This is a genomic window from Campylobacter concisus (assembly GCF_002092845.1).
Lineage (GTDB): Bacteria > Campylobacterota > Campylobacteria > Campylobacterales > Campylobacteraceae > Campylobacter_A > Campylobacter_A concisus_AQ.
In genome coordinates this window covers 172,930-197,315 of sequence record NZ_LVXF01000012.1, presented here as the reverse complement: position 1 = coordinate 197,315, position 24,386 = coordinate 172,930, and the positions used below count along the sequence as shown (strand labels likewise).

At 37.4% G+C, this 24,386-nt stretch carries 25 protein-coding genes; 20 read left to right on the top strand and 5 right to left on the bottom strand.

Translation table 11 applies throughout. From position 1 onward, the window contains the following. Positions 1-26 precede the first annotated feature (26 nt). The 12 genes from A3854_RS04455 (at position 27) to A3854_RS04400 (ending at position 11,784) form a co-directional block, all read left to right on the top strand. Positions 27-764, top strand: coding sequence for a hypothetical protein (locus A3854_RS04455; protein ID WP_257639871.1), 738 nt, complete (start codon positions 27-29; stop codon positions 762-764). A gap of 32 nt (positions 765-796) precedes the next feature. Beyond that, positions 797-1,543, top strand: a complete 747-nt coding sequence (locus tag A3854_RS04450; RefSeq protein ID WP_084041490.1) for a hypothetical protein — start codon at positions 797-799, stop codon at positions 1,541-1,543. A 2-nt stretch (positions 1,544-1,545) separates the two neighbouring features. Then, positions 1,546-2,298 (top strand): hypothetical protein, encoded by a 753-nt coding sequence (locus tag A3854_RS04445; protein ID WP_084041489.1) that lies wholly within the window; start codon positions 1,546-1,548, stop codon positions 2,296-2,298. Positions 2,299-2,641: 343 nt separating this feature from the next. After that, the gene (gene purL / locus A3854_RS04440; protein WP_084041488.1) at positions 2,642-4,831 is read left to right on the top strand and encodes a phosphoribosylformylglycinamidine synthase subunit PurL; all 2,190 of its coding nucleotides are present in this window, start codon (positions 2,642-2,644) and stop codon (positions 4,829-4,831) included. 3 nt (positions 4,832-4,834) lie between these two features. Then, positions 4,835-5,896: an SDH family Clp fold serine proteinase gene (locus tag A3854_RS04435; protein ID WP_084041487.1), complete on the top strand. Its 1,062-nt coding sequence runs from the start codon at positions 4,835-4,837 to the stop codon at positions 5,894-5,896. Between the two features lies 1 nt (position 5,897). Then, positions 5,898-6,632, top strand: a complete 735-nt coding sequence (locus A3854_RS04430) for a TerB family tellurite resistance protein (protein ID WP_084041486.1) — start codon at positions 5,898-5,900, stop codon at positions 6,630-6,632. Next, positions 6,633-7,199, top strand: coding sequence for a hypothetical protein (locus tag A3854_RS04425; RefSeq protein ID WP_084041485.1), 567 nt, complete (start codon positions 6,633-6,635; stop codon positions 7,197-7,199). A gap of 30 nt (positions 7,200-7,229) precedes the next feature. Further along, a complete protein-coding gene (gene purH, locus A3854_RS04420) occupies positions 7,230-8,762 on the top strand; it encodes a bifunctional phosphoribosylaminoimidazolecarboxamide formyltransferase/IMP cyclohydrolase (RefSeq protein ID WP_084041484.1) in 1,533 nt (510 codons plus the stop codon). 80 nt (positions 8,763-8,842) lie between these two features. Beyond that, positions 8,843-9,883: a peptide-methionine (R)-S-oxide reductase MsrB gene (gene msrB / locus A3854_RS04415; protein WP_084041483.1), complete on the top strand. Its 1,041-nt coding sequence runs from the start codon at positions 8,843-8,845 to the stop codon at positions 9,881-9,883. Positions 9,884-9,956: 73 nt separating this feature from the next. After that, positions 9,957-10,295, top strand: a complete 339-nt coding sequence (locus A3854_RS04410; protein ID WP_084041482.1) for a hypothetical protein — start codon at positions 9,957-9,959, stop codon at positions 10,293-10,295. A 1-nt stretch (position 10,296) separates the two neighbouring features. Continuing rightward, positions 10,297-11,487, top strand: a complete 1,191-nt coding sequence (locus A3854_RS04405) for a peptidase M50 (RefSeq protein WP_084041481.1) — start codon at positions 10,297-10,299, stop codon at positions 11,485-11,487. A 3-nt stretch (positions 11,488-11,490) separates the two neighbouring features. Beyond that, entirely contained in the window at positions 11,491-11,784 is a 294-nt protein-coding gene (locus A3854_RS04400; RefSeq protein WP_084041480.1) for a metal-sulfur cluster assembly factor, read from the top strand. Between the two features lie 89 nt (positions 11,785-11,873). On the opposite strand, the gene ftsZ is transcribed toward A3854_RS04400, so the two are convergent. The 4 genes from ftsZ to A3854_RS04380 form a co-directional block, all read right to left on the bottom strand. Further along, positions 11,874-13,013 carry a cell division protein FtsZ gene (gene ftsZ, locus A3854_RS04395; RefSeq protein ID WP_084041479.1) on the bottom strand — a complete coding sequence of 380 codons (1,140 nt, stop codon included), beginning with the start codon at positions 13,011-13,013 and terminating at the stop codon, positions 11,874-11,876. Between the two features lie 14 nt (positions 13,014-13,027). Continuing rightward, positions 13,028-14,455 carry a cell division protein FtsA gene (gene ftsA, locus A3854_RS04390; RefSeq protein ID WP_021090773.1) on the bottom strand — a complete coding sequence of 476 codons (1,428 nt, stop codon included), beginning with the start codon at positions 14,453-14,455 and terminating at the stop codon, positions 13,028-13,030. A gap of 6 nt (positions 14,456-14,461) precedes the next feature. Next, positions 14,462-15,919, bottom strand: coding sequence for a peptidylprolyl isomerase (locus tag A3854_RS04385; RefSeq protein ID WP_084041478.1), 1,458 nt, complete (start codon positions 15,917-15,919; stop codon positions 14,462-14,464). Positions 15,920-16,058: 139 nt separating this feature from the next. Next, on the bottom strand, positions 16,059-16,646 hold the full coding sequence (locus A3854_RS04380) for a class II aldolase and adducin N-terminal domain-containing protein (RefSeq protein WP_084041477.1): 588 nt from the start codon (positions 16,644-16,646) through the stop codon (positions 16,059-16,061). A gap of 127 nt (positions 16,647-16,773) precedes the next feature. Here A3854_RS04380 and rsmH point away from each other — a divergent pair, with 127 nt between their 5' ends. Together rsmH and A3854_RS04370 are read left to right on the top strand one after the other, a co-directional pair. After that, complete coding sequence (rsmH, locus tag A3854_RS04375; protein ID WP_084041476.1) at positions 16,774-17,697, top strand: 16S rRNA (cytosine(1402)-N(4))-methyltransferase RsmH; 924 nt, start codon at positions 16,774-16,776, stop codon at positions 17,695-17,697. Between the two features lie 2 nt (positions 17,698-17,699). Then, entirely contained in the window at positions 17,700-17,993 is a 294-nt protein-coding gene (locus A3854_RS04370) for a hypothetical protein (protein WP_021090986.1), read from the top strand. 122 nt (positions 17,994-18,115) lie between these two features. Here the strand turns inward: A3854_RS04370 and A3854_RS04365 are convergent, their stop codons facing one another. Next, on the bottom strand, positions 18,116-18,619 hold the full coding sequence (locus A3854_RS04365) for a hypothetical protein (protein ID WP_021090515.1): 504 nt from the start codon (positions 18,617-18,619) through the stop codon (positions 18,116-18,118). Between the two features lie 104 nt (positions 18,620-18,723). On the opposite strand from A3854_RS04365, the gene A3854_RS04360 reads away from it, so the two are divergent. Genes A3854_RS04360 through A3854_RS04335 form a run of 6 tightly spaced genes read left to right on the top strand, consistent with a single transcriptional unit; the run spans position 18,724 to position 24,382 of the window. Further along, complete coding sequence (locus A3854_RS04360; protein WP_084041475.1) at positions 18,724-19,590, top strand: D-amino acid aminotransferase; 867 nt, start codon at positions 18,724-18,726, stop codon at positions 19,588-19,590. Then, positions 19,587-20,033 carry a DUF523 domain-containing protein gene (locus tag A3854_RS04355; protein ID WP_084041474.1) on the top strand — a complete coding sequence of 149 codons (447 nt, stop codon included), beginning with the start codon at positions 19,587-19,589 and terminating at the stop codon, positions 20,031-20,033. The genes A3854_RS04360 and A3854_RS04355 overlap by 4 nt, the downstream gene beginning before the upstream one ends. Beyond that, positions 20,026-20,520: a chemotaxis protein gene (locus A3854_RS04350; RefSeq protein WP_084041473.1), complete on the top strand. Its 495-nt coding sequence runs from the start codon at positions 20,026-20,028 to the stop codon at positions 20,518-20,520. The genes A3854_RS04355 and A3854_RS04350 overlap by 8 nt, the downstream gene beginning before the upstream one ends. Further along, positions 20,517-22,526, top strand: coding sequence for a bifunctional C40 family peptidase/M15 family metallopeptidase (locus A3854_RS04345; RefSeq protein ID WP_084041472.1), 2,010 nt, complete (start codon positions 20,517-20,519; stop codon positions 22,524-22,526). The genes A3854_RS04350 and A3854_RS04345 overlap by 4 nt, the downstream gene beginning before the upstream one ends. After that, positions 22,527-23,846, top strand: a complete 1,320-nt coding sequence (locus A3854_RS04340) for an ATP-dependent DNA helicase (RefSeq protein WP_084041471.1) — start codon at positions 22,527-22,529, stop codon at positions 23,844-23,846. It begins immediately after the preceding gene. Next, a complete protein-coding gene (locus A3854_RS04335) occupies positions 23,843-24,382 on the top strand; it encodes a hypothetical protein (protein WP_084041470.1) in 540 nt (179 codons plus the stop codon). Before A3854_RS04340 ends, A3854_RS04335 begins: the two co-directional genes overlap by 4 nt. Positions 24,383-24,386: the final 4 nt, after the last annotated feature.

Sequence of the window (24,386 nt, the reverse complement as noted above, 5' to 3'; positions counted from 1 at the left end):
TTTACTCTATAAAAAAGGAAAAAATAGTGAAAAAAATCTTATCTATAGCCGCTATAGCTGCGTTGCTGGGCGGTTGCATGCCTTCACAGGATCATATAGCGGCTAACGTAGTATCGCCTGCGCCGGACTGGATCAAATATCTAGAAAATGATGGTAGCGTCGGCAATATAGCATTTTTCTCGGAAAATTTGAGCGCAACTTATGCGCAAAAAAACGGCGATATCATCGGTATGGCGCTCATAAAAAAAGACGGTCAAAACTTGAAGCTTGGCGATATGTACGCGCAAAACGGAACTTCTTTTATAGTTTTGGAGCTTAACGATAAAGAACAATTCGGTTACCAGTACATAAATATGCGCGATAAAAACGAGCTTACGACTCTAAGAGGGGCTAAAAAGGTCAAATTTTATCAGTTTGGCGGCGGCATATTAGAGAGCGTGGTTTTTAGCTCGGACTCGGGTGCGGTGTGCGAGAGTTTTGCGGCGGGTAAGGCGGTAAAAGCTCGTGCGGTGACTAATTATTACGATAAAGAAAGCGCCGACAATAGCGAGTTTTTCGCGACTTTGATGGATATCGGAGTGAAAAAGGGCAAAAGCGCCGAGATCAAAAATCTAGACTTTAAATTTTTCGTTAGCGACGGCAAGCTGGCCAGCACTCAGACGCGGGCTCGATCTGTGGAATTTAGGAGTAAAGTCATAGACGCCGACGCTAAAAAACAGGAGCGAATCCTATCAAACATCGTTTGCGCCGCTCCTAAAAACTGATCTTTTTTATCAAATTTAAACGCGAGCGCGAGATGAAAAAATTATTTCTAGCAGCCGTCGCAGCCTTGGCATTTAGCGGTTGCGCGAGCATTACTAGCAGCGCAAACAAAGCCGAGCGCGACGTCTCAAATATCGACGTTCCGGAGGATGGCTGGACGAGATATCTGGGCACTGATGGTACCGTTAGGGAGGTCGCCTTTTTGACGGCGTTTTTCTCGCGCGATTTTCGTACTCAGCCTGAAGACGGCGAGACTACAGGCTTTGCTCTTACTAAAAAAGAGGGCAGCAGGCTGCCTTTTAGGCTCGGGGCCGTCCATAAAAGCGGAGATAGAGCGTTTATGCTAAAAGATGCCGATACCGAGGCGGAGTTTGATCTAAAGGACGAAGCGAGCGTGACCGAGCTTTGGGACGCTCGGCGGATCAAATTTTATGAATTTAGCTCAAATTTGACGACGGTAGCGGTTTTTGAGGCGCCGATTTCGGTTTGCGAGGCATTTAAAAAAGGCGGCGACGTTAGCGTGAAATCCGTATCTAGCTACTATGATACGCAAAATTTAGAAAAACGGTATTTTACGGCCGTTATAACGCAGGCAAAAATTTCGTCCAAAGGCGGCGCGCTACTTTTAAAATCTCATATAGAAAATTTTATAAATCCAGACAGTCCGCGAGAAGTAGCCGAAAAAACGCCTAAATTTGAGGAAAAAATCCAAAACGAGTTGCGCGGGTATGAGCCGAGGCTTAATCAAATTTGCTCTTTGAGCGAGAAGCAAGGAGGATAAAAATGAAAAATACGATGATTTTTAAGACGGCGGCAGCGGCTGCTATGACATTAGCGTTTAGCGGTTGCGCGGCCATTACAGGCGAGATGGGCGGCGAGAGAGCGTGGCGTACGTATATGGAAAACGACGCTAGCATGCAGCAGATCGGATTTATAACCGAGACTACGGTCTACGAGATTAGCGGCGGCAAAACAGAGGAAAAATTTGGCGACTACATGGGTAGGGCCGAGGTGAAATCGCCTGGCGAGAGCGACTCGGCGAGTCAAAATCTAGGCTGGGTTTACTCAAGCGGCGACGGCGTAAAAACTCTGATAGTGATTGATCTGGATAGCGGTAAAAATGTAGACTTGAGCGATAAAAACGAGATAAAAAAGCTACAAAACTCAAAGAAATTTAAGTTTTACGAATTTGGCGGTGGGATCCTTGAGAGCGTGGTTTATAGCGCGCAAAAATCTCCTGTTTGCAAGGCGTTTTTTGGCGGCGAACCTATAAGCGCTAGAAGCGTGACGAATTACTACGTGGGTGCGTCTGACGAGTTTTTCGCTACCGTGATCGACGCGAAGATAGTCGGAAACAAAGGCTTTGAGATAAAAAATTTAGACTTTAAATTTAACCTGCCTAGCAGCAAGCTAGCCGAGGTTAAAGAGCAGGCGACTTCTGCGAAATTTAGACAAGACGTCATCGATCAAGACCTCAAAAAGCAAGGGCGTATCCTGCTAAACATACTTTGCTACTATAGTATGCCGAGCAAGTAGGCATTTGCGGCGGGTAATCGCCTGCTGAATTTGACGGAGTATCGGACTTTCTTGCGTCAAATTTAGGGTTCTAGTATGCTTAAATTTTTATTTTCCACAGCTAGTTCAAATTTGGCATTTGTCTAAAATTTGAGCCGTTCACCAAGACCCGTACCGCAAAAATGCTAATTTTTCGGTTGAATTTATAGCCGAATCAATAACTGCAAATATAACATTTTAGCTTGCTATATGAAGTTTAGACTCTTATTTTATTCGTCAAATTTGTTCTATTTTCGCTCCTTTGGTTTATCATCTTTTTATGCAAATTTAAGTAAAATCAACCAAAATTTTTTAAAGGCTAAAAATGGACAAAGCTACCGTAAAAGCGCACAAAATCAGCGACCAAGAGTACGAAGAGATCCTAAAGATCCTAGGCAGAGAGCCAAATTTGCTAGAGCTTGGTATATTTTCAGCGATGTGGAGTGAACACTGCAGCTATAAATCAAGTAAAAAATACCTAAACGACTTTCCGACAAAGGCGCCTTGGGTCATCCAAGGACCTGGTGAAAATGCCGGCGTCATCGACGTTGGTGACGGGGTTGCGGCTGTTTTTAAGATGGAAAGTCATAACCATCCAAGCTTTATCGAGCCGTTTCAAGGTGCTGCAACTGGCGTTGGTGGAATTTTAAGAGATGTCTTTACGATGGGCGCAAGAGTCGTTGCGAATATGAACTCGCTTCGTTTTGGTGAGATAAGAGGCGATGGCGAGCTAGCCAAAAAGCATAGATATCTACTAAAAGGAAGTGTTGCTGGCATAGGGCACTATGGCAACTGCATGGGTATCCCAACGATCGGCGGCGAAACTACCTTTGATCCTAGCTTTAATGGTAACATCCTAATCAACGCCTTTGCGCTTGGCCTTTGTAAAAGTGATGAAATTTTCTATGGCAAAGCTGAAGGTGTAGGCAACCCAGTCATTTACGTGGGCTCAAAGACCGGCAGAGACGGCCTTGGCGGCGCTGTTATGGCAAGCGATAGCTTTAACGACGAGAATAAATCACTTCGCCCAACGGTGCAAGTGGGCGACCCATTTGCCGAAAAGCTGCTCATGGAAGCTTGCTTGGAGCTCTTTAAAAAAGACTACATCATTGGCATCCAAGATATGGGCGCAGCAGGGCTAACAAGCTCTAGCTTTGAGATGGCTGGCAGAAGCGGTAGTGGTATGAAGATGTACCTAGACCGTGTGCCGATGCGCGAAGTTGGTATGACGCCTTATGAGCTGATGCTAAGCGAATCTCAAGAGCGTATGCTAATATGCGCCAAAAAAGGCTATGAGCAAAAGGTACTTGAAATTTTTAGGAAGTGGGACCTTGATGCTGAGATCATCGGTGAGGTCACAAGTAGCGGCGTGATGCAGCTTTACTGGCATAATGAGCTTGCAGGCGAAATTCCTATCGGACCACTTAGCGAGGCAGCTCCGGTGCTTGATCGCCCAGTTGCACGTCCAAAATACCTTGATGAGATAGCAAATTTAGAAATTCCAAATAATGTTGATAACAAAACTGCATTTTTCAAGCTTTTAAAAGAGCCAGAAGTGCTAAATAAAAGCTTTATCTACGATCAATACGACGCAAATATCCAGACAAATACCATAAAACAGCCTGGCCACTTGGGTGCTGCAAGTATTAGAGTAAAAGGCACTAAAAAGGCCGTCTCTATGGCTGCGCAGTGCGATCCTAGAGCAAATTTTGTTGATCCAAAAATTGGTGCTGCAAGAGCTGTCGCTGCAGCTGGTAGAAAGGTAGCGATGAGCGGCGCTGTGCCACTTGCGATCACCGACTGCCTAAACTACGGCAATCCACAAAATCCAGAGGTAATGTGGCAGTTTAAAGAAGGATGTGAAGGCATAAAAGAGGCTTGCCGTGAGCTAAATACACCAGTTGTTAGCGGCAACGTGAGCCTTTATAACGACACTGATGGCGTGAGCGTCTATCCGACACCAGCCATCGTCACAGTTGGCGTAAATGAAGATGCGAACTTAAATTTAAAAAGTACATTTTTAAGCGAGGGCATAGCGATCTACCTTCTTGGCGAGACAAGTGGTGAATTTGCTGCTTCGCTTTATGCAAAGGTACTATTTGATGTGGTCGGTGGAAAGCTAAAAGAGGTTGATTATAAAGCTGAGCGAGCTCTTTGGGATCTAATAATCGAAGCAAATAAAGAGCAAATTTTAGAGTTTGCAAATAGCGTAGGCGTGGGTGGTCTTGCTATTACGCTAGCAAAAATGGCTAGCATCTCAAACATCGGTGTAAATTGTGAGGTGAAATTTAAAGAGCCAAATTTTATCTTTGATGAGAGCTTTTCAAGAGTGGTTGTGGGCGTGAAAGATGAGGCTAAATTTGAAGTGCTTGCGGCTAAATTTGGTGTGAAATTTAAAAAGATCGGCGTTAGTGGTGGCAGAAGATTTAAACTAAATGATATCGATGAGAGTGTGGATGAGATAAGAGAAATTTATCTAAATGAGTTTGCAAAAATCGTTAGAAAAGAGGATTAAAAAATGGCTTTGAAAAAGGGCAAGGTCGCTGAGGCTGAAAATGAGCAAAAGGAAACAGAGCAAGTTGAAAAGCGAGGTGTAGCAAAACCGCCAGTGCTTTTTAGTAAGACACAAAATTTAATAAAATCGATCGAAAAAAGACTAAACGCCACCTTGATAACTTACTATAATTCAAATGCTGGTAGCGTTTGCGGCAACGATGCAAGTGCTATGTATGAAATTTTAAAGGGTAAAAAGATAGATACTGCTTATCTTTTTATAAAAAGTGACGGCGGAAGCGGTATCGCCGCTCTTAGGATTATCACTACACTTAGAAATTACTGCAAAAATTTAATAGCTCTAATACCTGCAAACTGCGCCTCAGCTGCTACCATGATGGCACTTGGCGCAAATGAGATCGTCATGGGCCCACTTGCCTATCTAACGCCTGTTGATACTTCACTAAAACACGAGCTTAGCCCGACAAATAAAGGCAATGAGCTTGTGAGCGTTTCGATGGACGAACTTAGTCGTGTGGTAAAGCTTTGGAAAGAACAAGATAAAGATAGGCCAAACGACACAAACCCTTATAATTCGCTTTATGAGTATATTCATCCGCTAGTCTTTGGTGCGGTTGATCGTGCTAGCTCGCTATCGCTTAAGATTTGCACCGAGCTTCTTAGGTATCACATAGATGATGATAAAAAGATCGCAGAAATTTCTGAAAGGCTAAATGGCGACTATCCAGCTCACGAATATCCGATCCTCTTTAGAGAGGCACACGAGATCGGCCTTCATGTAAAAAAGATGGATGACGATCTAAATGAAATGCTTCAAGAGTTAACGCTACTTTACTCTGAGATGGGTCAGCGGGCTTTTACTGACTATGATGAGAATAGCTACCACGATAACAATATCGCAAACATCATTGAAACAAATGGCAAGCAAATTTACTATCAGATAGATAAGGACTGGTTTTATCGTCCTGAAGAGCGTCGCTGGAATGTGATGAATGACGAGAGCTCTTGGCGTAAAAACGAGCTAGTAAATGGCAAAATAAAAAATACTATCTATCACTTGTGGTAACATGTCTGGTATCTTATTTTTATTGATACTAGGCGGTGCTATATTTTTACTGCTAAAGGTACAGTTAAGCAATAACCTCAGAAAACAAGCAAACGTAAATGAGGCTAAATTTTTAGTCTCACTCTTGGCAAAAGTGGCTAAGAGTGACGGCAGAGTAGGCGAGTTAGAAGCTAGGCTCATTAGTCAGGTGCTTGATGATCTAAGTAAAAAAGTTAGTGGCGTTAGCGGTGTGCGTGAGTATCTAAAAGATGTCTATAATAGTCAAAAAGAGAATGTAGATAACGCCTATGAAACCGCCAGAAACTATAAGCGTGCGTTTAATCTAAACTACGATATTTGTGTCGCTAGACTCACATTTTTTCTAAATTTAGCTTATATTGATGGTGAGTTTAATGCAAGCGAGCAAGCCGTCATTCGAAATATCGCTTATGGATTTGGCATTGATAAAGATACGCTTGATGAGATTATCTTAAAATTTGATAATTTTTATAGTTCAAGATTTAAGACAAATTCTAATACCGGTATAGAAAAAAATGATCCATTTGAGGTTTTAGGACTTAGCAAGAGTGCAAATTTTGATGAGGTAAAGCTTCGTTATAAAGAGCTTGTTAGACAGTATCATCCTGATATTTTGATGGGTAGAGGTGAGAGCAAGGAAGTGATAGAAAGCTCGACCAAAAAGCTTCAAGAGATAAATGAGGCTTATGGGCGCTTGAAAGAGAAATTTGGAGTTTAGATGAAAAAATTTGCTATTTTGCTTTTGGCGGCGGTTGCCTTTTGTAAAGAGCTAAGTGTGACCGATCTTAATGGCAATGAGATCAAATTTGAACTAAAAGATAACGCACTTTTTGAAAATGGTAAAAAAATAGGCGACTACAACAAAACAAGTAGTGTTAGTATTATTCTGGCCAGCTATAGTGGCATGGAGAGTAGTTTTAAGGCTGTAAAGACTAAAAATTTAAACGAATTTAAAGAGTATATATTTTCAGATGAGGGTGGTATAAAGGTGGTCAAATTTAGCTCAAAAAGCTCTATATGCGAGGCTTTTGGCAAAAAAGAGGCTGTAAATTTAAACGTATTAAATTCTAGCTACTTTAATGGCAGACAAATTTCAAGATATGCTTTTAGTGTTGATATCGTTGATGGCAAGCTAGAAAATTTAAATAAGAATAGTCATTTTGCCATAAAATCAAGCGATGAAAATTTAAAAAAACTTGAAAGCATAACGGAACAAAATATTAAAAAAGATACAGCTATGGGGCTACTTGTGCTTGAAAAAGCGATGTGTTTGGCGGAGAAATAAAATAAATTTAATCAATCTAAAGGAGAAAAAATGAGAGCGTTGCTTAGCGTTAGCGATAAAGAGGGCATTGTAGAGTTTGCAAAGGGGCTAGAAGAGCTTGGCTGGCAGATACTTTCAACTGGTGGCACCTACAAACTTTTAAAGGCTGAGGGCGTCAAAGCTACTGAAGTTAGCGAATTTACGGCGTCGCCTGAGATGTTTGAGGGCAGAGTAAAGACGCTTCATCCAAAGATACATGGCGGCATTTTGCACAAACGTGACGACGCTACGCATGTGGCTCAGGCAAAAGAGCATGGCATCGAGGGGATTGACCTGGTTTGCGTAAATTTATATCCATTTAAAGAGACTACCATTAGGACTGATGACTTTGCTGAGATCATCGAAAATATCGACATCGGTGGCCCAGCCATGGTAAGAAGTGCGGCTAAAAACTTTAAAGACGTGCTCATAGTCACAAACGTGCTTGACTACGATGAAATTTTAAAGCGCCTAAGAGAAAAGAGCGATGATTTTGAGTTTAGAAGATCGCTTATGATCAAGGCTTATGAGCACACAGCAGCCTACGACAGCACGATCGCAAACTATATGAACGATAGATTTAACAGCGGTTTTGGCGATGCTAGATTTATCGTTGGCAACAAGGTTTTTGACACCAGATACGGAGAAAATCCACACCAAAAAGGCGCACTTTATGAGTTTGATTATTTCTTCACAAACAACTTTAGAGCCCTAAAAGGCGAGGCAAGTTTCAATAATATGACCGATATAAATGGTGCATTGATGCTTGCAACTAGCTTTGATGACGCTCCAGCAGTGGCTATCATCAAGCACGCTAACCCTTGCGGTTTTGCGGTAAAAGATACATTGCTTGAGAGCTACGAGGCTGCGCTTAAGTGCGATCCGATCTCAGCATATGGCGGCGTGGTCGCTATAAATGGCACACTTGATGAAAAGCTAGCTAAAAAGATAAATGAAATTTACGTTGAGGTAATAATCGCTGCAAACGTTGATGAAGCAGCTCTTAAAGTATTTGAGAGTAAAAAACGTATCAAAATTTTCACTCAAGACAATAAATTTTTAGTTCGCTCAAATGATAAATTTGACTTTAAGCACGTTGATGGTGGATTTGTATTTCAAGAAAGAGACTATGTAAAAGACGAAGAGCTTGAAAATATGAAGCAAATGAGTAAGAAATTTGCAACTGGTAGCGAGCTAAAAGATGCCCAGATCGCGTGGAAAGTGGCTGCGCTAACGAAGAGCAACTGTGTAGTTTATGTAAAAGATGGTGCTATGGTAGCTATTGGCATGGGTATGACAAGCCGTGTGGATGCTGCACGTGCGGCCGTGGCAAAGGCAAAAGAACTAAAGATCGATCTAAGTGGCTGCGTACTTGCAAGCGAGGCATTCTTCCCATTTAGAGATAGCATCGACATCGCCAGCAAAGTCGGCGTAAAATGTGTCATCGAGCCAGGCGGTAGCATCAGAGATGATGAGGTGATAGAGGCTGCCGATGAGCATGGTATGTCGCTATACTTTACTGGCGTTAGACACTTTTTACACTAAAATTTAGGGGCGCTTGCCCCTTTCTTCACACTTTATAACTTTAATTTTCGTATAATCTTTCAAAAATGAAAGGAGATAGAATGAAAAATATCTTAAAATTTATCTTAATGGCGGCAGTGTTTTTTGGTCTAAATTTGATGGCAAAGGATGAGCTTATAAAGGAGCAGACGATGGCAGGACAAAATTTAAAAGAAATTTATCTAGCAGGCGGTTGCTTTTGGGGTATGCAGGGATATTTTAAAAAGATATTTGGCGTAGTGGATACAAAGGTAGGCTACGCGAATGGCAAGAGCGAAAATACTAGCTACCGCGAGCTTCATGAGAGTGATCATGCTGAGACACTTTATGTAAAATACGACGAAAATAGAGTCGCTTTGGCTGAAATTTTGGCTCACTTTTTTAGAGTGATCGACCCGACCTCATTAAATAAACAAGGCAATGACGTTGGTAGGCAGTATAGAAGCGGAATTTACTATGTGAGCGAAAGTGATCTGCCAACGATAGAGAGCTTTATGAAAATAGAGCAAAAGAAATTTAAAGATAAGATCGTGGTTGAGGTGGCGCCACTTAAAAATTTCGTCTTAGGTGAGGAGTATCATCAAGACTATCTTGATAAAAATCCTTTTGGATACTGCCATATCGATCTAGGCTTAGCTGATAAACCGCTTTATGATGAGGCAAAATTTAAGCCACTTAGTAAAGATGAGCTAAAGAAAAATTTAAGTAGCGAGCAGTATGCCGTGACGCAAGAAGCAGCGACCGAGAGGCCATTTAGCAGCGAGTATGATAAATTTGATCAAAAAGGCATTTATGTAGATATAACGAGCGGAAAGCCACTTTTCTCAAGTGCAGATAAATTTGATGCAGGATGTGGCTGGCCAAGCTTTACAAAGCCAATCACGACAACAGCTCTTTCATATAAGGAGGACAACTCGTTTATGATGAAAAGGGTTGAAGTGAGGTCACAAAACAGCGACGCGCACCTTGGACATGTTTTTGATGATGGACCAAGCAAAAAAGGCGGACTAAGGTATTGCATAAACGGAGCTAGTCTAAAATTTATACCGCTTGAGGATATGGCTAGGCTTGGATACGAGGAGTTTATTCCCTACGTAAAGTAGCTTTTGTTGAAGCAAATCAATGGTTTGAAAAGTTTAATCAGAGTATAATTCTCCAAAATCAAAAGGAGAAAAAATGAGTGAATTTTTTAAAAATGCAGAGCAGTTTAATGCCGAGGGTGCGACGGTACCATTTTATAAATTTAGTGAAAATGGTGTTAATTTTGTTGGGTTTGATTCTCGCCCTTGTGTGCCACCAGAGCCTATGATAAATGCATTGATTGCTATTAAATTTGCTGATAAAAATACAAAGATTATGATGGTAAATCACAAATTTCCAGCCGGTCTTATCCCAAAGATTGAAAAAAGCTTTGATGTGGAGCGTGAAGATATCGGCGGTGAGGCCGTCAAGATGATCTTTAGCTTAAAAGACGGTGCTAGTATAGAAAATATAGACAGTAGTCTTTGTCACTAAGATGCTTTTAAATACTTACGCGCCGCCATTTAAGCTAGTTGGTGGCTATTTTATAGCAGGAATTTTCTTTTTAGCATTAAGTGTGCCGGCATTCTTTTATGCAGATTTTGATGCGATTAGCTCGCTAAATACAGCTGGTTTTTTGCATATATTTTTTGTTGGCTTTGTTATGAGTATTATTATCGGAGCACTTTATCAGCTAACCTCAGTCATCTTAGAAAAGCCATTTTTTACAGCAAAAGGTGCTATTTTAAATTTGGCTATTTTTTGTCTATCATTGCTGGGCATGTGCTACGGGATGTTATTTGCTGAAGCTAAAATTTTACAAATTAGTGGAGTTTTGCTTTTTTGCTCACTCGCTTTTTTTGCAACGACTTACGCATTAAGCTTTATGGATAATGAAAAAAAGAGCTTTGCGGCCTTTGCACTTTTTGTTTCAGCTATCTTTTTGGTAATTGGAATAACGCTTGGTTTTTGCTTGCTTATGATACTTAGTGGCACGCTGATGCTTGATTTTGAGATGACACTAAAATTTCACGTTTATTTTGTACTGGGATTTGTGTTCCTTGTGATACTTGGAGCTGCTAGCGTACTCCTACCTATGTTTGCGCTAGCTCACGATCTAAAATTTACACTTAGCAAGGCCTCGCTAGCATGCTATATTTTAGGTGGTATCTTGCTAGCTTTTAATGAAAATTTATCTATTTTGTCAATATGTTTAGCGGCTTTACTTTTTATAGCTCAAGCACTTTATATTTTAAAAAAACGCGTTAGAAAGGCGTATGATTACTGGAATGTAAATATCGTGCTTTCGTTGGTGGCTTTACTTGGTGCTGCTGTTTTTATAGCTTTGGATAAATTAAATTTAGCTGCATATTTTTTAATATATGGCTTTTTATTTGCTTTTATCGTAGCCCATCTTTACAAGATTGCACCATTTCTCATATGGTATCACTATGTAGCACCTTTTGTTGGAAAGGTAAAAGTGCCACTTCTTGATGCCATGATACTAAAAAAGATAGCTTATTTTGGTATAGCTTTTAATGCTATCTCGCTTCTTTGCTATCTTCTCTCAACTTGCTTTGAACTAGAAATTTTAGTGCAAGCTGGTATGATTTTTATAGCTATTAGTATAGTTTTGCTATCGATAAATATAATAAATATTTTTAGATTTACTGGTTTTAAAGGATAAAAAATGAAAGAAAAAATTTATAACGCACTGTCAAATATCGTTGATCCAGAAGTTGGCTTTGATATCGTTTCGCTTGGACTTATATACGATGCGAGCTGCGATGAAAATGGCAAAGCAAAAGTTACTATGACGCTTTCAACTAAATCTTGCCCACTACATGAAATGATACTTGGCTGGGTAGAAACTGCCGTGCTTGATATAGAAGGTATCAAAGAGTGCGAGATCGACCTTGTTTGGGAGCCTGAGTGGAATATACAAATGGCAAGTGATTTTGTAAAAGCACAGCTTGGAGTTTAAATTTTAAGTTTTTAGATTTTAAAGTTTGTAAATTTTTAATAAGCTAGAGAGCAAAAGCTCTCTAGAAATTTTAAGGAGTTTGTTTTTTATTAGTCCATTTGATGGCGCATAAATGATGGCACATCAAGTTGTGACATATAGTCTTCGTCATATCCACCACTAACTTTTTTAAGTCTTAATATACGCTCTTTTTTTATGATATCGCTTGTAGTAGAAGTTTGTACTTCATCTTTTTTTTCAGTTTCTTTTTGTGAGCTTTGAAAACCTGTTGCTATTATTGTAACTTCAACTTTATTGTCTTCTATTTTATCATCAGTTGTTGTACCAAATATAATTTCAGCATCTTCATCTGCTGCCTCATGAATAATGCTCATCGCATTATTGATATCAGCTAGTGGGCAACTAGGGCTTATTCTAAAATGAACTAAAATACCAAATGCACCATTTATTGTCATGTTATCAAGAAGTGGTGATTGTATAGCATTTTTTATAGCTTCTTGTGCTGCATCTTCGCCACTTGCTTCGCCAACGCCCATTAAAGCTAGCCCTCTATGGCTCATAATCGTTCTAACATCCGCAAAGTCTAGATTTATGTCGCTTTTTCCTGAATCAAGCACGATTGTGCTCATACCATTGACGGCTCTTGCAAGTACTTCATCAACCATTTCGAAGCTTTCTTTTATGCCAGCATTTTTATCAATTAATGTTAGGAGTTTATCGTTTGGAATGACAACAATAGAATCGCTTTCTTTTCTAAGTTCTTCAAGGCCACAATCAGCCAATTTTCTACGTTTTTTTCCTTCAAACATAAAAGGCATAGTAACAACTGCAACTGTTAGTGCACCAATATCTTTTGCAGCTTGAGCAACTACTGGAGCTGCACCTGTACCAGTTCCACCACCAAGTCCTGTACCGATAAAAACTATATCTGATGTCTCAAGTGCGCTTTTTACTTCATCGTAGCTCTCTTCAGCAGCAGCTTTTCCTATTTCAGGTCTCATGCCTGCACCTAGGCCTTTTGTCGTCTTTTCTCCAAGCTGTATTTTTGTATGTGCAAGAGAATTTTCAAGAGCCTTAGCATCTGTATTAGCAACAATAAGATCTATATTTAAATTTGGATTAACTCTTATTATGTGGTTGACCATATTGCCACCACCTCCACCTACACCTACGACTTTTATCTTTGCACCATAGATGCTTTTATTTTCTTCTACTGTGAAGCTACTCATTTTTGAAATTCTCCTTAAAATAATTGTGTAATACTATACCAAAATTTTGCAAAAGCATTTGGCTTTTTTTCTTGTTTGCTAATATCCGCAATATTGGCAAGCTCTTCTTTGTTTTTTGATTTATTTGCTATCTCTAATTCAAAATCTTTATCAGAAAAACTATCCTCTTTTTCATTTGGATCCTGCACCTCTTGTCCAAAATTTTGTACGTTTTCTTCTTCTACAAAAACATTTCTAAAATTTGCTTTCGGTTTTGAGGCTATTTCCCCTTGGTATCTCATTTTTTTCTCAGAATCAATCTCGTATGGGCTAAAGTTGCCAGCACCATACAAACAAAGCCCTATAGCACAAGAATTTGCTGGGTCTCTTAAAATTTCAAATAATCCATCCATTTCTTTTGGTTTTGCTATACGAACCGGCATTTTGTCAAATATTGCGGATGCAAGATCTCTAATACCTTCTAACTTAGTCATGCCGCCAGTAAGTATTATTCCAGCACCAATGCTATCTTTATAGCCGCTATCTTCTAGCATCTTAGCAAGTACCATAAGGGTTTCTTCTGCTCTGGCATATATAACATTTGATATTATGTCTAGTGAAACTTCGTGGCTTTTTGTTTCATCTCCAAGGATCGGAAGCTCTATTAAATCAACTGACTTATTTATTAAAGCACCATAACCTAATTTTATCTCTTCTGCCTTTGGAAGAGGTGTATGCAGAGCCATAGAAAGATCATTTGTAATGTTTGCTGAGCCAACAGGTAAAAATTCATTGTATCTTATAGAATTTCCAGAATGTACCACAAGATTACAAGTAGCACCACCCATATCAACAAGTGCAGCACCAAGTTCTTTCTCATCTTTTGTTAATGTTGCTATTGCAGAAGCATATCCTGAAAGGACTATGTTATCTAGTTGAACGCCTGCTAAATTTACGGCTTTTCTTAGATTACTAATAGAAGACTTTTGTACTGTAACAATATGTGTTTGAACTTCTAGCCTACTACCGTTCATACCTATTGGATCTTCAATATGTTCTTGTCCATCTACTTTAAAATTATAAGGAAGAACATGTAGTTTTTCATATTCATGAGGTATATCAGCTGTATGATCGGCCATTTGCATAGCACGTTCGATCTCTTTTATGCCTATTTCATGATTTGGTATATTTACTACACCGCTACTGTCAACGCTTTTTGTATACGCACCAGAAATAGAAACTATGACTTTTTCATAGCGTGTTCCCGCAACCCTTTGTGCTTCTATTAATGCATTTTTTATTGACTTTGCAGCTTGCTCAATATTAGTTATAACACCTTTTCTTATTCCTTGTGTTTTTTCAGTTCCAATTCCAATTATCTTAATACCATTTTCATCATGTTGTGCTATTACTGCACAAATCTGGAAAGAGCCGATATCTATACCTAAAATTTTTGTACTCAAGATAAATTACCTTTTGATATATTCTTTAATTTCATAGTATTTTTTAAGTTTATTTGTTAAATCTTTTATTAACTCATTATTTTTAAGCATTGTAACGTTTTGCTGTGTTATTTGCTTATAGTTATTGTCTATATTATCTACAAGCAACCTTTGTTCCAAAATATCGTATGTAACGGCCTTATCTTCTAATATAACATAATCTTTTTTGTTGTTAGTTTCAAAAAGTTGAGAAACAAAAGCTCTAGTCTCACTTTCATTTAGTCCTGAGATAGAGCTATTTATATCTCTACTGATAAAGCCTATATCAGTTCCTTTGAAATTTTGTAAAGACTCTTTTGCTATGGTTGTTAAGTTTTCTTTTTTCTTTTTATCTTTGTAAATTTCAAGTACCATTGCTCTTGCTTGCTCAAAGTTCATAGGTTGTGGAGGAGTTATGCTTTTTACTCTAACTATCAAATATCCATCTTTATATGTAAATGGTTTTATAACCTCGCCAACTTTTGCCCCTTTTATTTCATCAAGTGAGAATGTTGCATTATCTTCATTTATACTAACAAATTCATTTGTTGCAAGCTCAGCTTTTTTGATAGAGGTATATTTTTTTAAAGCATCAGTCTTGCTTTTCTCGATATTGTAGTCTTTGACAACTTCAGTCTTTACTTCGTCAAATGATTTGATTTTATCATCAGAGCCTTTGTATCTCTCCTTGTTTTCGTTATAGTAGTCACTCAAAGTAGTTTGATTTACATCATTTTTATTTGACTCTATAAAGTATGTTTCTAGACCGTATATAGTCTTTGTCATATAGTTGTTTTTATTTGTTTCCCAAAGATTCTTTAGCTCTTTTTCATCTATTTTTATATCGCTTTGATTAGCATTTATTATCTGTATTGCTAATTTGTCTTGCATAAAAAAGCTTGCTTCCATCATTGCAATGTCTTCTTTGCTAGCTGGTAAATTTAAAATAGTTCTAAGCTTATCAAGTAGTATTGTTAGTTTTAAATTTTCTTCAAAATCAGTTGGATTTATTCTAGCTCTTCTTAAAATATCGTAGTATAAATTTTTATCAAAAGCACCATCTTTTTGAAATGTTGGATCAGCGATTATATATTTTAAAATATCATCTTTACTAACACTAAGACCTATATCGTCTGCAAAATTTAATAGTAAATTCTCTTGAATTGTAGCCTGAAGTGCAGCATTTTGTAAGCCTAACTCATTGGCCTTTTCTTGTGTTAATTTACCATCAAAAAGATTATTGTAGTATTGATACAAATTATCGTATTTTTGTTGTAGTTCTTGAATGCTTATATTTCTGTGTCCTACTTTTGCTACCGAAGTGGCTCGATTGCTGTTTAAATCATATGCTCCCCAGCCTACAAAGCCTGCTCCAACAAAGGCTATTGTACTTACCCAAATGGTAACAACTAGGTATTTTTTATGTTTTTGCATCCAAGACAACATTAAATTTTCCTTTAAAAGACTAACGAAATTTGTATGATATATTATATAAAATTGCCTTAAATAAGCTTAAAATAGGGGCTTTAAAAATATCTTTGTGGAGGATTTTACTAACAATTTTTTAGTATTGTTAGCAAAATTTTTAAATACTATAATCGCTATAACCACTAGTTAAATGAAGTAATTTGCAGCTATTTTCTAGTAGAGCTATCTCTTTTGCAAGAAGCTGAGGGCTTCTACTGTATGCATAAATACCATATCCTTTAATGATAATAATGTTTGTATTTTTTTCAACCATATATCTATAAATTTCAGTTTCTGCACGTTCATACCAGTCATCATATTGTTTTGGATCATAGACTGAAATTTTATCAAATCTCATATATCCAAAATAATCTTTCGGTACTATTTTTTCATGTTTCATTGCGTAGGCAGTTGCGTATGGTGGCATCGCGTAGCAAACAAATCTCGCCTCATTTATATTTTTATAAATATTTAAGTGTATATCAGCATCAAGACTAGCTTCATTCCAACGATAGTCTTTTTTTGATGAAAGAAGCGTCAAGTCATCATCTTTTAAATTATCAAAAATGGCATTTTGTTTATTGATTATAAATTGATTTTTTTCAACTCTTGCCGAAATCGAGCCGTGAAAGACGCCAAAAAAATTCTTTCTAAACATAGAAAGTGATATTGTTTTTATCTCATTTATTGAGTGTTCTAGCTCCATTTTTTCTCCTACGTTTAAGCGATTATATTTAAGCTATCTTAAAATTTATGTAAAATTTTGTGTAATGATAGCTTTTTAAGTAAAATTTCGATAAATTTTCCACACTATTTACTATAAAGAGGCAGTGTTGCAAAGTCCACATATCAGTGTTTTACTTGATGAAGTTCTATCTTTTTTTAAAAATTTAAATGGAAATTTTATAGATTGTACGCTTGGATATGCTGGGCATTCTAGCGCCATTTTATCTCAAAATAAAAATTTAAATTTAATTGCCTGTGATAGAGATAATGAAGCTATAAATTTTTCACTAAAAAAACTTGAGCCATTTGGTAGTAGGGTTAAAATTTATAAAAGTAACTTCTCTGAATTGACTAGCAAGCTAAGTCAAGAAGAAATTTTAAATGTTAGAGGAATTTTGGCTGACATCGGTGTTAGCTCACTTCAGATAGATAAAGATGATAGGGGTTTTAGTCTTAGTTCAAGTACACTTGATATGCGCATGGACAAAGAGCGAAATTTTAGCGCATATGATGTTGTAAATGATTACTCTTTTGACGAGTTGGTTAGAATTTTTAGAGATTATGGAGAGCTAAAAAATGCTGCCGGGATTGCAAACAAGATTATAAATGCTAGAAATTTTGGCAAGATAACGAGTGCAAAAGAGCTTGCAAATTTAATAGGTACAGCCCAGATAAAAGGGCGCGGAGTTAGCCCTGCAATACTTGCCTTTCAAGCCATCAGGATAGAGGTAAATGGTGAGCTAGATGAGCTAACAAATTTGCTTGATAGTATAGAAGAATGTGGTTTTAAAGATTGTCTTGTGGCGATTATTACATTTCATTCGCTTGAAGATAGGATCGTAAAAGAGCGCTTTAAAAAATGGGCGAATAGCTGTATCTGCCTACCTGGCGTCTATAGATGTGAGTGCGGAAATAACCACGAATTAGGAGAAATTTTAACCAAAAAGCCACTAACAGCAAGTCAAAATGAACTAAAGATAAATTCGCGAAGCAAGAGTGCAAAACTTCGAGTTTTTAAGATAAAGGGATAAAGATGCAAGAAAAAGAAGAGCTGTTGACGCTTCACGACGAGGAGCAAAAACGTGAGGTAAATTTAAGCTTTAAGACATTAGTGATGGTCTATTTAGCTGTTTTTATAGCTCTAGCTATATTTTTGCCAAAAATTTACATAGCAAATCAAATTTATTATATAAGTAGAGATATAGCGGACATTAGCGGTAAACGAGATATGCTTTTAGAGGAAAATAGAGCTCTTAATATAAAGCTCGAAAATTTACGTTATAAAAATCAAATTTTAAATAATATGCAAGAGCGTCAATGGAAATAACTGAACATTTAAAGTTTTTTAAATTTTGGCGATTCAATTATATTGGCAAATAATATAGCCATTTTGTATACAACTGCACAAAAATAAAATTAGCTCAATAAACAAAGCCTATCTTTAACTTGCTAATTACTTTCTTTCTGAGAGATTAGCTTTTCATATATATATTGTTCTAAATCTTTTTTTGATATGTCATTTTTTATAGCAGTATTATAAATTTCTTCGACCTTGCTTGAGTATTTTTCATAGCTAAAATAAGGAAAATGCACACTCCAAGCTTTCTTGATAAGATCGTGACTTATCTCTCTTCTTGCCCAAACTTTAAACATATCAAAGCCAATAAAAACGGCCGAAGTAACGACAGCAGTCGCTATTATCGATATATGCGCGTCAGTTTTTGCTAAAAAATGATGCGTGATGATTAACAATGGAAATAAAATGACAAAACAGATAAGTGCGTAAATCTGATAGAGCTTGATGTGGTTAAATCTAAAATTTAGCTTTGCTCCATCTATTAGCATACCTTCGTTAAAAAGGGCATTTGCTTCAAGTAGATCCCTGAATAAAACTGGCTGTTTTGAAACAAAAAAAACGTTTTTTATGATTCTATCTTTTAAAGTTTCTTGCATTTTTTATAGACTTTTTACCTTTGAAATTTTGGCTCATTATATCTAAGAATCTATAAATTCAAACAAAATTAGATACAATTTGCCCAAAATTTAAGGAGCTAAAAATGGCAGATCAAGCTTTACAAACCGTCTTTTTAAATGGAGAATTTTTGCAAAAAGACGAGGCAAAAGTTAGTGCTTTTGATAGAGGATTTATATTTGGCGATGGAATTTATGAGGTTGTGCCTGTGATAAATTCAAAAATGGTTGATAAAGATGGATTTTGGGCGAGATTTGAAAGAAGCTTAAATGAAATAGATATAAGTTTGCCCTACGAAAAGGAAAAATTTGAAGCGATTTTAAACGAGATAATCTCCAAAAACTCCTTAAAAGAAGGCGGAATTTACATGCAAGTAACAAGAGGCGTGGCGTTTAGAAATTTCTATTTTATGGAAAATTTAACACCAAGCGTCTTTATCTTTTGCTACGAGAGTGAAATTTTAAACAATCCTGCTGCAAAAACTGGCATAAAAGTCGTAAGTGTCGAGGATATCAGGTGGAAAAGGCGTGACATCAAGTCTATCTCGCTTCTAGCTCAGTGCTATGCTAAAAATGAAGCTCACAAAAAAGGTGCAGACGAGGGCTTTATGGTGGAAAATGGCTTTGTCACAGAGGGCTGTAGCTCAAGTGCTTTTATCATCAAGGGCAAAACCCTCATTACTAAGCCACTTTCAAATGAAATTTTGCCAGGAATTCGTCGTATGAGACTTTTAAAAATCGCTAAAGATATTGGCCTTAAGATAGAGGAGCGAAAATTTAGCATGGATGAAGTTTATAGTGCTGATGAAGCCTTTATCTCGGCTGCTACGCTTATACTTTTGCCAGTCGTCTATGCTGACGGCAAAGCGATAAATGGTGCAAAAGTGGGAGAAATTTCAAGCAAACTTCGTGAAATTTATGCCGGTGAACTTTTAAAAGAAGCCGGGCTTTGAGAGAAAAAATCTTAATAAGTGCTTGCCTAGTCGGCATAAATTGTAAATTTAACGGCGAAAATAATCTTTTAAATAAAGATGTTTTAGATGAAATTTCAAAGAGATTTCATCTGCTTTTTGTTTGTCCTGAAGTTTATGGTGGGCTTAGTACACCAAGGGAACCGGCTGAGATGAAAAATGGTGCGGTTGTTTGTAAATTTTCAGGCAAAGATGTGAGTGAAAATTTCAAAAATGGAGCAGAAATTTGCCTAAAGATAGCTAAGCTAAATGGCTGCAAAAAGGCTATTTTAAAATCAAAAAGTCCAAGTTGTGGAAGTGGGCAAATTTATGATGGAAGTTTTAGTAAGAGGCTTATTTTAGGCGATGGCATCACAGCAAAACTGCTAAAAGAAAATGAAATTTTAGTTTACAGTGAAGAAGAGATAGGGCGGCTTGATGTTTGATAGGCTAAAAAATAATATTATGCTTGAGGTGATCTTTAAATATATCATCTTGTTACTACTTTTTGTCTGCGTGGTGGGGCTTTTTGCGAGCAGCATGCTCTTTTTAAAGGGAGAGATGAGTGAAAATTCGCTGAATTTACACATTTTCTTTGGCTTTAGTTTGGTTGTTTTGACGATTGTTCATAGTTATATTAAGAAGAAAAAGTTAAAGAAACTAAGCCTTGAGTTTAAAAATATTTTAAATCACAAGCCAGTGCAGATGGATTGTAACACTACTAGATTTTTAAACGCTTTAAACGATGTAAAAGTGGGCGAGCTTTCAAAGAAATTTGGCTCTGATATTGTAGAAATTTTAAGGTCAAATGACATAAAAGTAAAAAGTGAGAATGAGACTATGAAGCAAATTTGTAAAAATAACGATGAAAAGATGTTTTATATTTTTGTTTTGATCGTCGAAGCTATTTTTAAGGATAAGGAAAAAAGTTGAAAAAGTGTATATTTTTAGCATTTAGTGTTGCTTTGTTTTTGGGATGTTCACAGACCCAGCCAAAGCCAAGTGTGCAAAATTCTTTACCAGATGAAAATGTATATAAGCCAAATGAACGCATTAGTTTGCTTGATTTTGAAATGAAGCAAGATGCCTCGTCGCTACCGCAAAATATACAAAGTGCAAGCTTTGACCAAGAGGAAATTTTAAAAAGAAGGTTTAAGGTTTTTACATTAAGGGGCGTAAAATTTAATCCAAACGATGTCTTTTGGGCATTTAATATATATAAGCCAAGTGAAAAGAGAAAGTATTTTGGCTCAAATTTTAGACAGATACCTCAAAGCTGGTTTGACGCACAAAAGGACAATGCAAATTTCTCAGCTCTTTCAAGTATCTCTGCTTATGCTATAACTTCGGCAAACACAGCTTTAAGAAATTTTCCAACCGATGAGCCGATATTTTTAAATCCGCAAACTCCAGGCGAGGGCTATCCCTTTGATTATCTACAAGAATCAACACTAAGTATCGCTTATCCACTTTTTGTCTCGCATCTTTCTAAAGACAGGGCATGGGCGTTTGTTAGCGATGATGCGGTTTGGGGCTGGGTAAAGGTCGAGGATATTAAATTTATAAGCGACGATGAGGCAAATACCTATCAAAAGTCAAGTTTTGTGACTATAAAAACGGATAAAATGCCAGTTTATGACAAGGCTGGAAATTTCTTGTTTTACTCAAGAGTTGGAGCGATACTGCCTGTTTTGGCGCAGGATAGTAAAAACTACTACGGTAAAATTTATGTAAGAAATCTCTTGAGAGAATTTGTGTTGCCAAAGTCTGTTGGCGCCCTTTTTCCTCTTAAATTTAACGACTCAAATCTAAAAACACTTATTAGCTCTCTTCTTACTCAGCCCTATGGTTGGGGTGGGGTCGATAAGCTAAGGGATTGCTCGCTTTTTACCAAAGATTTGCTAGCAAGTTTTGGCGTGTGGTTGCCTAGAAACTCAAGAGCTCAAGCAAATATGGGACAAAAATTTGATCTAAAAGGACTTAGTAATGCCGATAAGACAAAAGAGATAAAAGAAAAGGGTGTGCCATATCTTACGCTTGTGCATCTGCCAGGACATATCATGCTTTATGCTGGATACAAGGGCGATGATATATATGTGGTGCATGATGCTTGGGGACTAAAAACCGAAAATAACGGCCGTGCACTAATTGGTGCAACAGCGATAACGACGCTAAATATCGGTCAAAACAGGAGCGACATACAAAATGCAAATTTGCTTATCTCAAAGGTGGACTCTATAAACGTCATAAAACCTGAAAATTTCATAAGCGACAAAGCGAGGAAAATTTCTGCCCTTGAGCGTGCTTATGGGGTTAAAGTGGAGGAAAATTTAGTCAAATTTAGCGATGGCACGAGTTTAGTCTATGATGACTTTAAACAAAAAGATGATGAGTGTAGTATCGGTGCTGATATAGAGGATATGAATGCACTTGATTACGCTGCATTTTCGCCGCTTAGCACTGCACTAAGTGATGCTGGCAGATGTAGAAATTATGAGTTTTTAGGCAAAATTTATGGTTCAAGCGAGAGCGAGGTAAAAGCAAATTTGGTAGATGTCGTTTGGCTAAAAGATAGCCTTGCGCTAAAACTACCATTTAACTCTAAAAATGGAGCCGCAGCTGCTTTGCAGAATGTGAGCAACGAGCTAAACGAGATGGCAAAGAGCGATCCAGCCTTACTTGAGTATTTAAAAGATCCAGGCGGGACATTTAAATGGCGCATCATCGCTGGCACAAACCGCTTAAGTGCGCACAGCTACGGTATCGCGATCGATATAAATGTGAAAAAGAGCCACTACTGGCAGTGGAGCAATGGCTACCAAAACCTCATCCCTGAAAAGATAGTGCGTGTTTTTGAAAAACATAAATTTATCTGGGGCGGACGCTGGAAGCACTTTGATACGATGCACTTTGAGTATCGCCCAGAGATGTTTGAGTAGATGCTAGATCAAATTTTAGAAATTTTATCCCACTCAAACGTCTTTTTAACAGGCGGCGGCGGTGTTGGCAAGAGCTATCTAACCGCCTCCGTCATAAGACACTACAAAGAAAATTTTAAAAACGTCATAATCCTTGGCTCAACTGGCATAAGTGCCGTTAGCCTTGGAGGAGTTAGCTTGCATAGCTTTTTTAAATTTGGCTACTGCAAGGATTATGAGGAGCTAAGACGCTTTGACTATCATCAAAAAGACAAACTAAGCAAGCTAAGAAATATGCTTGATGCATGTGATCTGCTTGTAATTGATGAAATTTCAATGGTGAGCTCAGATTTAATGGAGATGATAAGATACCGACTACTTACTTCCAAATTTAAAGGTAGGGTGCTTATAGTGGGCGATTTTTATCAGCTTCCACCAGTGCAAAAGGAGCAAAACAAAAATAGGCTTTTTAATTTTTTATACGCTTTTAACTCCAGTGCGTGGGAGGATATGAAATTTACAAATGTTGAGCTACTAGTCTCAAAACGCACAAATGATCTTAAATTTTATGAGATTCTCTCTCGTCTTAGAGTTGGTGAGTTAGATGATGAAATAATGAGCTATATAGAGAGTTTAAGAGTGACCAAGATAGAGCCAGATGATGATACAAGTGTACTTTTTGGCAGAAATGCCGAGGCTGAAATGCTAAATCAAAAAAGGCTCTCAGAGCTTAGCACGCCACTTGAAATTTCAAACTCAGATGTGAGCATTTTGGATGAAAATTTAGATAAAAAAGAGTTTGAAAAATGGGCAAATACGCTAAATATCTCAAGGGATTTGGAGATGAAGATAGGCGCTAAGATCATCTTTACGTCAAATAAATGGGGTGAGTACTATAACGGTGAGCAAGGCAAGATCATGCAAATCTTAAAAGAAAACGGAGTCATCTCAAGCGTGATCGTGAAAAAAGATAGCGGCGAAATTTGCGAGATAGAAAAAGCCGCTTATATATTTAGTTCGTTAAATTTAAACGAAGATGAGATCGAAGAAAATGTACAGGCATCGCTCTATCAGTTTCCATTTAAGCTTGCTTACGCTCTAACTATCCACAAATCTCAAGGAATGAGCATAAACTCGCTCATTTGTAATATCAACCATATTTTTGCCAAAGGACAACTCTACGTCGCACTTTCTCGTGCAGTAAGTCCTAAAAATTTAAAACTTTTTTATGATAAAAAAAGTGATTTTAGGCAGCATTTAAGAAAAGTGGTTAAAATTGACGACGAAGTTAAGAAATTTTACCAAGAAAACGTATTTTTGCATATTAAGGAGAATTTATGAGAAAGCTATTTTTAAGCCTTGCTTTTTGTGTTTTTGCATTTGCAGACGTGCTAAAAGTAAGAGATTTTCAAACAGATATCTACTCAAAAGCTGGACAAAATTTAACAAAAAAGATAAATATGAACCTTGAAGTTGTCGGACGCGATGTTGAAGAAAATGAAGCGTATGTGCTTGATGCTTTAAACATAATAGTTGGCAGCTTTTACGTGGAAGATATTTTAACCTCAATGGGAAAAGAGAAATTTAAAGAGCTTTTCATAAAATACGCAGCCAAAAAGCACTCTCTTGATATCGATGATGTGCTTATCTTAAATATAAAAGTGATAAATGATCTTGAACTAAGCGAGATCATAAAAGCAATAAAAAGCCAAAATTTATGCTCCGATCCAAGTGTTAATGAAGAGATTGTAACAAAACCAGAAAAGAAGAAAAAGGGCAATGAGATCATCATCTCGCCAGATCCAAATGATGTAGTTCAAAAGCCTATCGATCTAAATAACGTTCAAGAATTTGGAAAAGATTTTGGAGAGAAGTGAATAA

What these genes read in the sequence shown, in the direction of transcription:
- A3854_RS04425 (WP_084041485.1), top strand. Translation starts at nt 6,633, where the DNA reads ATGAAAAAATTTGCTATTTTGCTTTTGGCGGCGGTTGCCTTTTGTAAA.
- A3854_RS04445 (WP_084041489.1), top strand. Translation starts at nt 1,546, where the DNA reads ATGAAAAATACGATGATTTTTAAGACGGCGGCAGCGGCTGCTATGACA.
- purL (WP_084041488.1), top strand. Translation starts at nt 2,642, where the DNA reads ATGGACAAAGCTACCGTAAAAGCGCACAAAATCAGCGACCAAGAGTAC.
- msrB (WP_084041483.1), top strand. Translation starts at nt 8,843, where the DNA reads ATGAAAAATATCTTAAAATTTATCTTAATGGCGGCAGTGTTTTTTGGT.
- A3854_RS04430 (WP_084041486.1), top strand. Translation starts at nt 5,898, where the DNA reads ATGTCTGGTATCTTATTTTTATTGATACTAGGCGGTGCTATATTTTTA.
- A3854_RS04400 (WP_084041480.1), top strand. Translation starts at nt 11,491, where the DNA reads ATGAAAGAAAAAATTTATAACGCACTGTCAAATATCGTTGATCCAGAA.
- A3854_RS04360 (WP_084041475.1), top strand. Translation starts at nt 18,724, where the DNA reads ATGGCAGATCAAGCTTTACAAACCGTCTTTTTAAATGGAGAATTTTTG.
- A3854_RS04385 (WP_084041478.1), bottom strand. Translation starts at nt 15,919, where the DNA reads ATGTTGTCTTGGATGCAAAAACATAAAAAATACCTAGTTGTTACCATT.
- A3854_RS04405 (WP_084041481.1), top strand. Translation starts at nt 10,297, where the DNA reads ATGCTTTTAAATACTTACGCGCCGCCATTTAAGCTAGTTGGTGGCTAT.
- A3854_RS04410 (WP_084041482.1), top strand. Translation starts at nt 9,957, where the DNA reads ATGAGTGAATTTTTTAAAAATGCAGAGCAGTTTAATGCCGAGGGTGCG.
- A3854_RS04350 (WP_084041473.1), top strand. Translation starts at nt 20,026, where the DNA reads ATGTTTGATAGGCTAAAAAATAATATTATGCTTGAGGTGATCTTTAAA.
- A3854_RS04365 (WP_021090515.1), bottom strand. Translation starts at nt 18,619, where the DNA reads ATGCAAGAAACTTTAAAAGATAGAATCATAAAAAACGTTTTTTTTGTT.
- A3854_RS04435 (WP_084041487.1), top strand. Translation starts at nt 4,835, where the DNA reads ATGGCTTTGAAAAAGGGCAAGGTCGCTGAGGCTGAAAATGAGCAAAAG.
- A3854_RS04340 (WP_084041471.1), top strand. Translation starts at nt 22,527, where the DNA reads ATGCTAGATCAAATTTTAGAAATTTTATCCCACTCAAACGTCTTTTTA.
- A3854_RS04335 (WP_084041470.1), top strand. Translation starts at nt 23,843, where the DNA reads ATGAGAAAGCTATTTTTAAGCCTTGCTTTTTGTGTTTTTGCATTTGCA.
- ftsZ (WP_084041479.1), bottom strand. Translation starts at nt 13,013, where the DNA reads ATGAGTAGCTTCACAGTAGAAGAAAATAAAAGCATCTATGGTGCAAAG.
- purH (WP_084041484.1), top strand. Translation starts at nt 7,230, where the DNA reads ATGAGAGCGTTGCTTAGCGTTAGCGATAAAGAGGGCATTGTAGAGTTT.
- A3854_RS04370 (WP_021090986.1), top strand. Translation starts at nt 17,700, where the DNA reads ATGCAAGAAAAAGAAGAGCTGTTGACGCTTCACGACGAGGAGCAAAAA.
- A3854_RS04450 (WP_084041490.1), top strand. Translation starts at nt 797, where the DNA reads ATGAAAAAATTATTTCTAGCAGCCGTCGCAGCCTTGGCATTTAGCGGT.
- A3854_RS04380 (WP_084041477.1), bottom strand. Translation starts at nt 16,646, where the DNA reads ATGGAGCTAGAACACTCAATAAATGAGATAAAAACAATATCACTTTCT.